Here is a 9,760-nt window from a genome sequence, read left to right on the forward strand (position 1 = left end):
TGCCGAGGGCGGCGGTGGCGGCCGCGGCCTTGACGACCGTACGGCGGCTGGGAGTTGAGGCACCCATGGGTGCGGAAGAAAGGCGACTGGTCACGAGTGATCACCCTACTGACCAGTACCGACGAAGAGCGGGCCAACCGGGAAAGTCGGCCCGCTCTTCGATAGGAGGGAGGGTGCGCTACTTCGTGACGCCCGCCGTCTTCAGTGCCGCCTTCCAGGCCTCAGGGGTCTTCGGCGTCTCGATCACCTTGTCGTTGATCTTGATCGTCGGGGTCGACTCCACGCCCTCCGCCGACTGGAAGGAGTCGCTCATCCTCATGGCCCAGGCGTCGTAGGTGCCCTTCTTGACGGCACTTTCGAACTTCTTGTTGTCCTTGAGCGCGTCGACCGTGTCGGCCACCTTGAGCAGTTCGTCGTCCTTCGCGAACGTGTCGGTGGACTCGGAGGGGTGGAACTTCGAGGAGTACAGGGCGGTCTTGAACTCCAGGAAGGCGTCCGGGCTGACGTTCAGGGCGGCGCCGAGCGCGCTCAGCGCGTTCTTCGAGCCCTCGCCGCCGAGGTTGTTGTCGAGGAACGTGCCGATGGTGAAGGACAGCTTGTAATCGTCGTCCTTCATGCCCTTGTTGACCGCCTCGCCGATGGACTGCTCCATGACCGCGCAACCGGGGCAGCGAGGGTCCTCGTACAGGTGGACGGTGTTCTTGAGGGAGGACTTGCCCAGCGTGACCGTGCTGCCGTCCTTGCCCGAGGTGTTGGCCGGGGCGACCACCTTCGCGTCGGCGGCCTTCTCCCACTTGCTGGGCGCGTCGGGCTTGTTGGCCTCCATCACCGCGTAGCCGACGCCGCCGGCGATCGCGAGGACGCCGACGATCGAGACGCCGACGATCGCCGTGCGCCTGCGCTTCTCGCGCTTGCGCTCGGCCTCCTGCTGGGCGCGGATCCGCTCGCGGGCGGCGGACTTGGCGGCCTGGCTGTTGCGCTTGCTCATGATCTTTTTCTCCGTGTGGGTGAACTCAGTGGGGGGTCGTGCTCAGACGAGGACGGCCGAGCACGGCGGTCCACGCCGCCCCACGAAGTGCACAAGCAGGCGCGTACGCGTGACGCGCGCCCGGCGCTCGGGGCGCGGCAGGCGGCGTACGGGTGTGCGCGTGGCGGTCACCGAGGCGACCGCGATCAACAGGGGCCGGAACGTGGCCCCGGCGACCGCGCGCAGCAGCTGGGCCAGCGCCCGCTCGCCGCGCCGCAGCCAGCCCGCGGCGAGGAGACCCACGCCGACGTGTGCCCCGAGCAGCAGCCAGGCGGCGCCCGGGTCGGCGTCCGCGAGCAGGGCCGCGGCACCGCCATGGCCGTCGGCGGTCATCCGGGCCAGCGGCGTCCCGACGGGCGTGCCGCCGCACAGCACGTCGAAGCCGACGGAGCGCAGCGGGCCGGCCACCGGGCCGCCCGCCTCTCCGTAGCAGACGTGCTGGCCCGCGGTGAACACCGTGTCGGCGGCCAGCTCCAGCGGGATCACCAGGGCGGCGATCCGTCCGAAGCCCCGCTCGCGGCCCGCGAGCGCGTACGCGATGGCGAAGACGGCGAGCGCGATCGCGGCCACCGTCGTCAGCGGCAGGGGGACCCGGGAGAGCAGCACGTGCGACGCGGCGGAGAGCGTCACGACGAGCGCCGTGAAGAGCGCCGCGCGCACGGCTCTGAGCTGGGTCCCGGATATGTCCATCGCGGAGGAGTGTGCCATGTGTTTCCGTAGGGGACCCCTAAAGGGTGCCTATGAGGTTCACAGGCCAGGGATCCGGCCGTTGCGGAACAGGTCCACGAAGATCTGGTGGTCCTCACGCGCGCGTGCCCCGTAGGTGTGCGCGAAGTCGACGAGCAGGTCCCCGAAGCCCGCCTCGTCGGCCGCGATCGCGGCGTCGATGGCGCGCTCCGTGGAGAACGGCACCAGGTCCGAGTGGCCGCTCTCGTCGTCCGCCGCCGCGTGCATCGTGGCGGTGGCGCGGCCGAGGTCGGCGACGACCGCGGAGATCTCCTCCAGGTCGTCGATGTCCGACCAGTCCAGGTCCACCGCGTACGGCGACACCTCGGCGACGAGCTGGCCCGCGCCGTCCAGCTCGGTCCAGCCGAGCCACGGGTCGGCGTGCGCCTGGAGGGCGCGCTGGGAGATGACCGTGCGGTGGCCCTCGTGCTGGAAGTAGTCCCGCACGGCCGGGTCCGTGATGTGCCGGGAGACCGCCGGGGTCTGCGCCTGCTTGAGGTAGATCACGACGTCGTTCTCCAGGGCGTCGCTGTTGCCCTCGAGCAGGATGTTGTACGAGGGCAGGCCCGCGGAGCCGATGCCGATGCCGCGCCGCCCCACGACGTCCTTGACGCGGTAGGAGTCGGGGCGGGTGAGCGAGGACTCCGGCAGCGTCTCCAGATAGCCGTCGAAGGCCGCGAGGACCTTGTAGCGGGTGGCGGCGTCCAGCTCGATGGAGCCGCCGCCCGGCGCGAAGCGGCGCTCGAAGTCGCGGATCTCCGTCATCGAGTCGAGCAGCCCGAAGCGGGTCAGGGAGCGCGCGTCTCGCAGCGCGTCCAGGAGGGCGCCCTGGGCGGTGTCCAGGGTGAAGGGCGGCACCTCGTCGCTCTTGGCGCCCGTCGCCAGGTCGTGGATCCGCTCGCGGTACGCCGCCGCGTAGGTGCGCACCAGGTCGGAGATCTGCTCGTCGCTGAGCGCCTTCGAGTAGCCGATCAGGGCCACGGAGGCGGCGAAGCGCTTCAGGTCCCAGGTGAAGGGGCCTACGTACGCCTCGTCGAAGTCGTTCACGTTGAAGATCAGGCGGCCCTGGGCGTCCATGTACGTGCCGAAGTTCTCGGCGTGCAGGTCGCCGTGGATCCAGACGCGGCCCGTGCGGTCGTCCAGATACGGTCCGCCGTGCTGCTCGCGCTCCAGGTCGGCGTAGAACAGGCAGGCCGTGCCGCGGTAGAACGCGAAGGCGGAGGAGGCCATCTTCCGGAACTTCACCCGGAACGCGGCGGGGTCCGCGGCAAGCAGCTCGCCGAAAGCGGTGCCGAAGACGGCGAGGATCTGCTCGCCGCGCTCATCGGCCGTGGGCTGCGGGACCGACATCGCTGGGTGCCTCCTGGTGCGGGGTCGTGCGTGACAAGTGGTGCGGGTTCGGGGCGGAGATCTCGTCCGTAAGGACAGGCGCTCCGCCTCTTCCAACGCACGACCGTACTCCCGAGTGCCCGCCCGCTGTCAGTGCTCCGGATTAGACTTCGTCGCTGTCCCCCAAGACTGTCCGCAGCCCGTCACCAACCGTTCTCCGGAGGCCTCCCACCGTGACCAAGCCGCCCTTCACGCACCTGCACGTGCACACCCAGTACTCGCTGCTTGACGGTGCCGCGCGGCTCAAGGACATGTTCAACGCGTGCAATGAGATGGGCATGACGCACATCGCCATGTCCGACCACGGCAACCTGCACGGGGCGTACGACTTCTTCCACTCGGCGCAGAAGGCGGGGGTGACGCCGATCATCGGGATCGAGGCGTATGTGGCGCCGGAGTCGCGGCGCAACAAGCGCAAGATCCAGTGGGGCCAGCCGCACCAGAAGCGCGACGACGTGTCGGGTTCGGGTGGTTATACGCACAAAACGATCTGGGCGGCGAACAAGACCGGTCTGCACAACCTCTTCCGCCTCTCCTCGGACGCCTATGCGGAAGGCTGGCTCCAGAAGTGGCCCCGTATGGACAAGGAGACGATCTCCCAGTGGTCGGAGGGGCTGATCGCCTCGACCGGCTGTCCCTCGGGTGAGCTGCAGACCCGGCTGCGCCTCGGCCAGTTCGACGAGGCGCTGAAGTCGGCGGCGGAGTACCAGGAGATCTTCGGCAAGGACCGGTATTTCCTGGAGCTGATGGACCACGGCATCGAGATCGAGCGCCGGGTCCGCGACGGGCTCCTGGAGATCGGCAAGAAGCTCGGCATCCCGCCCCTGGTGACGAACGACTCGCACTACACGTACGCGCACGAGTCGACCGCCCACGACGCCCTGCTCTGCATCCAGACCGGCAAGAACCTCTCGGACCCGGACCGCTTCCGCTTCGACGGCACCGGTTACTACCTGAAGTCCACCGACGAGATGTACGCGATCGACTCCTCGGACGCGTGGCAGGAGGGCTGCCGCAACACGCTGCTGGTCGCGGAGCAGATCGACACCACGGGGATGTTCGAGAAGCGCGACCTGATGCCGAAGTTCGACATCCCCGAGGGCTTCACCGAGGTCACCTGGTTCCAGGAGGAAGTCCGCCGCGGCATGGCGCGGCGCTACCCGGCCGGTGTCCCCGAGGACCGCCAGAAGCAGGCCGAGTACGAGATGGACATCATCATCCAGATGGGGTTCCCGGGGTACTTCCTCGTGGTCGCCGACTTCATCATGTGGGCCAAGAACAACGGCATCGCGGTCGGCCCCGGCCGAGGCTCCGCGGCCGGTTCGATCGTCGCGTACGCCATGGGCATCACCGACCTCGACCCGATCACGCACGGCCTGATCTTCGAGCGGTTCCTCAACCCCGAGCGCGTCTCCATGCCCGATGTCGACATCGACTTCGACGAGCGCAGGCGCGTCGAGGTGATCAGGTACGTGACGGAGAAGTACGGCGCCGACAAGGTCGCCATGATCGGCACGTACGGAAAGATCAAGGCGAAGAACGCCATCAAGGACTCCGCGCGCGTGCTCGGATATCCGTACGCGATGGGCGACCGCCTCACCAAGGCGATGCCCGCCGACGTCCTCGGCAAGGGCATCGACCTCTCCGGCATCACCGACCCCAAGCACCCGCGCTACAGCGAGGCGGGCGAGATCCGGGGGATGTACGAGAACGAGCCGGACGTGAAGAAGGTCATCGACACCGCCAAGGGTGTGGAGGGCCTGGTCCGGCAGATGGGCGTGCACGCGGCCGGCGTGATCATGTCCAGCGAGCCGATCGTCGACCACGCGCCGATCTGGGTGCGGCACACCGACGGCGTGACGATCACGCAGTGGGACTACCCCCAGTGCGAGTCGCTCGGCCTGCTCAAGATGGACTTCCTGGGCCTGCGCAACCTCACCATCATGGACGACGCCGTCAAGATGGTGAAGGCGAACAAGGGCATCGAGCTGGAGATGCTCTCCCTCCCGCTCGACGACCCGAAGACCTTCGAACTGCTCTGCCGCGGTGACACCCTCGGCGTCTTCCAGTTCGACGGCGGCCCGATGCGCTCCCTGCTGCGCCAGATGCAGCCCGACAACTTCGAGGACATTTCCGCCGTCTCGGCCCTGTACCGGCCGGGCCCGATGGGCATGAACTCGCACACGAACTACGCCGAGCGCAAGAACGGCCGCCAGGAGATCACGCCGATCCACCCGGAGCTCGAAGAGCCCCTGAAGGAGACGCTCGGCCTCACCTACGGCCTCATCGTGTACCAGGAGCAGGTGCAGAAGGCCGCCCAGATCGTCGCGGGCTACAGCCTCGGCGAAGCCGACATCCTGCGCCGCGTGATGGGCAAGAAGAAGCCCGAGGAGCTGGAGAAGAACTTCGTCCTCTTCCAGGCGGGCGCCCGGAAGAACGGCTACTCGGACGAGGCGATCCAGGCCCTGTGGGACGTCCTGGTCCCCTTCGCCGGATACGCGTTCAACAAGGCGCACTCCTCCGCGTACGGCCTGGTCACCTACTGGACCGCGTACCTGAAGGCGAACTACCCGGCCGAGTACATGGCCGCGCTGCTGACCTCGGTGAAGGACGACAAGGACAAGTCGGCCGTCTATCTGAACGAGTGTCGGCGCATGGGCATCAAGGTCCTCCCGCCGAACGTGAACGAGTCCGTGCACAACTTCGCCGCGCAGGGCGACGACGTGATCCTCTTCGGCCTGGAGGCCGTCCGCAACGTCGGTACGAACGTGGTGGAGTCGATCATCCGCTCGCGCAAGGCGAAGGGGAAGTTCACCTCCTTCCCCGACTACCTCGACAAGGTCGAGGCCGCCGCGTGCAACAAGCGCACCACGGAATCGCTCATCAAGGCGGGCGCCTTCGACACGATGGGGCACACCCGCAAGGGCCTCACCGCGCAGTACGAACCGATGATCGACAATGTCGTCGCGGTCAAGCGCAAGGAGGCCGAGGGGCAGTTCGACCTCTTCGGCGGGATGGGCGAGGAGTCCGGCGGCGACGAGCCGGGCTTCGGGCTCGACGTGGAGTTCTCCGAGGACGAGTGGGAGAAGACGTATCTGCTCGCCCAGGAGCGGGAGATGCTCGGGCTCTACGTCTCCGACCACCCGCTCTTCGGCCTGGAGCACGTGCTCTCCGACAAGGCCGACGCGGGCATCGGACAGCTCACCGGCGGTGACTTCTCCGACGGCTCGGTCGTCACCATCGGCGGCATCATCTCCGGCCTCCAGCGCAAGATGACCAAGCAGGGCAACGCCTGGGCCATCGCCACGGTCGAGGACCTCGCCGGTTCCATCGAGTGCATGTTCTTCCCCGCCACCTACCAGCTGGTGTCGACCCAACTCGTCGAGGACGCCGTGGTCTTCGTCAAGGGGCGCCTGGACAAGCGCGAGGACGTGCCGCGGCTCGTCGCGATGGAGCTCCAGGTCCCCGACCTGTCGAACGCGGGCACCAACGCGCCCGTGATCATCACCATCCCGACCGTCAAGGTGAGCCCGCCGATGGTTCACCGGCTCGGCGAGGTGCTGAGCCACCACCGCGGCAACAGCGAGGTGCGGATCAAGCTGCAGGGGGCCCAGAAGACCACGGTGCTGCGGCTCGACCGGCACCGCGTCAAGCCGGACCCGGCGCTCTTCGGTGATCTGAAGGTGCTGCTCGGCCCGTCCTGCCTGGCGGGCTGAGCCCGGCCCCTGGCAAGAGCATGAGGGGCGCACCCGATCCGGGTGCGCCCCTCATGTGTGCCTCCGTGTGCGTCAGTTGTGGCCGAAGCGACGCTGGTGCTTACGCGCAACATCAGCGGGGCTGCCCTGAGCCTGCGACTCCATCGGCGACTGGGCCTCGGCGGCGGCCGACTTGGCCTGCTCCGACGCCTGCTCGGCCGCCGAGGCGCGGTTCTCCTGGCTGCCCTGCTTGCGATTCTTGTTCTTGGCCATGGTGATCTTCCTCCTGAGGGGGATCTGGGGGCCATGACGCGACCAGACTCACATACGCGGGCAGACCGCGCATTTCGGATAATTACCGTGCGTAATAAGGGCTGTCCCCCAGTAATGCCCCGATGCGCCACGCCGAAGATCGAGTTCCGCCCGTTAACCTCCGCCGGGTCGGGCAGACTCGAAGGAAACCCGACGCGGTCCCGCACCGCACCCCTGATTCCTTCTCGTCACAGGGTGTGTTCGTGGGCCTTCTAGGGAACGTCCAGGAACCTCCGGACACTTTTCAGGAACTTCCCGGAACGCCGGAGAACCTCCAGGGAAAGAGGGTGGATCGCGTGGACCGCTGCATCGTCCTGGTGGACGCCGGGTATCTGCTGGGTGCCGCCGCGAGTCTCCTCGCGGGGGAACCCTCCAGGTCCCGGATCACCGTCGACCACGCCGCCCTCATCCAGGGCCTGCGCGAGCGCGCGGAATCCGAGACCCAGCGCCCGCTCCTGCGCATCTACTGGTTCGACGGGGCCCCGGACCGCGTACCGCAGCCCGAGCACCGGCGGCTGCGGGTCATGCCGCGCGTGACGGTCCGGCTCGGCGCCCTGACCCGCAGCGACGGGCGGTGGGCGCAGAAGGGCGTGGACGCCGCCATGCACGCCGAGCTGACCGAGCTGGCCCGCAACCGCGCCTGCTCCGACATCGTGCTCGTCACCGGCGACGGGGATCTGCTGCCCGGCATGATGGCCGCCAAGGAGCACGGCGTCGCCGTCCACCTGTGGGCCGTGCAGGCCGCCGACGGCGACTACAACCAGTCGGAGGACCTGGTCGCCGAGGCCGACGAGCGGCGCGTCCTCGACCGGGCGTGGATCACCAAGGCCGTACGCCCCAAGGAACTCACCGGCGTCTGCGCGCCACCGCCCGCGCCGCGCCCCGAGATCGCCGCCATCCTCTCCGCGCCGCTGCCGGAGTCCGCGCTCGCCGCCGCCGCGCAGCGCGCGGAGGAAGAGGCCGCCCCCGCCCGGCACGCCGACGCGGCCCCCAACGGCCGGGAGCCCGGCGAGCAGCGCGTCCCCCCGGGCAAGGCCGTGCCCACCCCCAAGGACCTGGCCGCCCTGCGCGGCCCCGGCACCCAGGCCGCGCAGCACCCCACGAGCGCGACGCTGCGCTGGTCCTCCGACAAGGGCTGGGTCGAGCGGCCGGGCGGCGCGCCGGAGGGCCCCGAGGCCGCCGCCCTGCCCACTCTCGCCCAGCTGACGACGGCCGAGCAGCGCTGGGCGGACCGGGAGGAGGACATCACCACGGTCGGCGGCGACCCTTTTGAGGTGGGACAGGTGTTCGCCCGACGGTGGATGACGCGCCTGCCCGAACAGCACAACCTCCAGAAACTCTCGGCGATGTACCCGCGCATCCCGCACCGCGTCGACGGCGAGCTGCTGCGCTACGCCGCACGGTTCGGCCTGCTCGCCCACAAGGACGACCAGATCGACGAGCACGACCGGTACGCGATCCGGGCCGGCTTCTGGCGGGAGGTCGACGCCCGGACCGCCGCCGAACACGCCCCCGCGGGGGACCGCGCAGGTGACTGATACGGGGCGTACGGGGCGCCCCGGGCGTCATCGGCGCCCACGGACCCCGTAGTCTCGTCCTTCGTGAGTACGCGCCCCGCACCGGCAGTCCGACAGGGACTCCGTCAGGAACACGGCACCGACGCCGTCTGCGCGGTGCGCGACCTGGTCAAGACCTACCCCGCCGCCCGTGGCAGGCGCGGCAGGCCCGCGACGCCCGAGGTCCGCGCCACCGACGGCATCTGTCTGACGGTCCGGCGCGGGGAGATCTTCGGGCTGCTCGGCCCCAACGGCGCCGGCAAGTCCACCCTCGTACGCCAGCTGACCGGGCTGATGCGGCCCGACAGCGGCACGGTCGACATCCTCGGCCACGACATCGTGCGCCACCCCGAGCGGGCGGCGCGGATCCTCGCCTACCTCGGGCAGGAGTCCACCGCGCTCGACGAGCTGACCGTGTCGCTGGCCGTCGAGACGACCGGGCGGCTGCGGGGGCTCGACGTGCGCGGGGCGCGGGCCGAGCGGGACGCGGTCCTTGAGGAACTGGGGCTCACCGCGCTGGCCTCGCGGCCGCTGAAGAAGCTCTCCGGCGGGCAGCGCCGCCTCGCCTGCTTCGCCACCGCGCTGGTGGGGGAGCGGCCGCTGCTCGTCCTGGACGAGCCGACCACCGGGATGGACCCCGTCGCCCGCCGTGCCGTATGGGCGGCGATCGACTGGCGGCGGGCCGAGCGCGGGACGACCGTGCTGCTCGTCACGCACAACGTCATCGAGGCGGAGACCGTCCTCGACCGGGTCGCCGTGCTCGACCGGGGCAAGGTCATCGCCTGCGACAGCCCCGCCGGGCTCAAGGAGCGGGTCGCGGACGAGGTGCGGGTGGAGTTGGTGTGGCGCGAGCGGGCGCCGATGGACGTCCCCGAGGTGGCCGCGCTCCGCTCCTGCGCGGTGGAGTCCGGGCGGCGGTGGTCCTTGCGGCTCGCGCCCGAGGAGGCTCGGGCCGCTGTCGCGGCGGTGACCGGCGGGAGCGCGTTCGCCGCGCTCGACGACTTCACGGTGGCCACGCCGAGCCTTGAGGACGTCTATCTCGCCCTGGGTGGGAG

General features: G+C 69.6%; 7 protein-coding genes. 3 read left to right on the forward strand and 4 right to left on the reverse strand.

Annotated features, from left to right (window positions below):
• Positions 1 to 178 precede the first annotated feature (178 nt).
• From GKQ77_RS20080 to GKQ77_RS20090, 3 genes are read right to left on the reverse strand one after another with little or no spacing between them, the layout of a single operon-like run.
• Positions 179 to 988 carry a DsbA family protein gene (locus GKQ77_RS20080; protein ID WP_219690305.1) on the reverse strand — a complete coding sequence of 270 codons (810 nt, stop codon included), beginning with the start codon at positions 986 to 988 and terminating at the stop codon, positions 179 to 181.
• Positions 989 to 1,030: 42 nt separating this feature from the next.
• Positions 1,031 to 1,717 (reverse strand): hypothetical protein, encoded by a 687-nt coding sequence (locus GKQ77_RS20085; protein ID WP_219690310.1) that lies wholly within the window; start codon positions 1,715 to 1,717, stop codon positions 1,031 to 1,033.
• Positions 1,718 to 1,774: 57 nt separating this feature from the next.
• Positions 1,775 to 3,103: a DUF2252 domain-containing protein gene (locus GKQ77_RS20090; RefSeq protein WP_219690306.1), complete on the reverse strand. Its 1,329-nt coding sequence runs from the start codon at positions 3,101 to 3,103 to the stop codon at positions 1,775 to 1,777.
• Between the two features lie 212 nt (positions 3,104 to 3,315).
• On the opposite strand from GKQ77_RS20090, the gene dnaE reads away from it, so the two are divergent.
• The gene (gene dnaE, locus GKQ77_RS20095; RefSeq protein WP_219690307.1) at positions 3,316 to 6,858 is read left to right on the forward strand and encodes a DNA polymerase III subunit alpha; all 3,543 of its coding nucleotides are present in this window, start codon (positions 3,316 to 3,318) and stop codon (positions 6,856 to 6,858) included.
• A 72-nt stretch (positions 6,859 to 6,930) separates the two neighbouring features.
• On the opposite strand, the gene GKQ77_RS20100 is transcribed toward dnaE, so the two are convergent.
• A complete protein-coding gene (locus GKQ77_RS20100; protein ID WP_125512277.1) occupies positions 6,931 to 7,110 on the reverse strand; it encodes a hypothetical protein in 180 nt (59 codons plus the stop codon).
• Positions 7,111 to 7,445: 335 nt separating this feature from the next.
• Between GKQ77_RS20100 and GKQ77_RS20105 the strand changes: the two genes are divergently transcribed.
• Together GKQ77_RS20105 and GKQ77_RS20110 are read left to right on the forward strand one after the other, a co-directional pair.
• Positions 7,446 to 8,687, forward strand: coding sequence for an NYN domain-containing protein (locus GKQ77_RS20105; protein WP_219690308.1), 1,242 nt, complete (start codon positions 7,446 to 7,448; stop codon positions 8,685 to 8,687).
• A gap of 63 nt (positions 8,688 to 8,750) precedes the next feature.
• The coding region (locus GKQ77_RS20110) for an ABC transporter ATP-binding protein (RefSeq protein WP_219690309.1) at positions 8,751 to 9,760 on the forward strand (1,010 nt) is incomplete at its 3' end.

Origin of the sequence: Streptomyces anatolicus (genome assembly GCF_019400875.1) — a bacterium.
GTDB lineage: Bacteria > Actinomycetota > Actinomycetes > Streptomycetales > Streptomycetaceae > Streptomyces > Streptomyces anatolicus.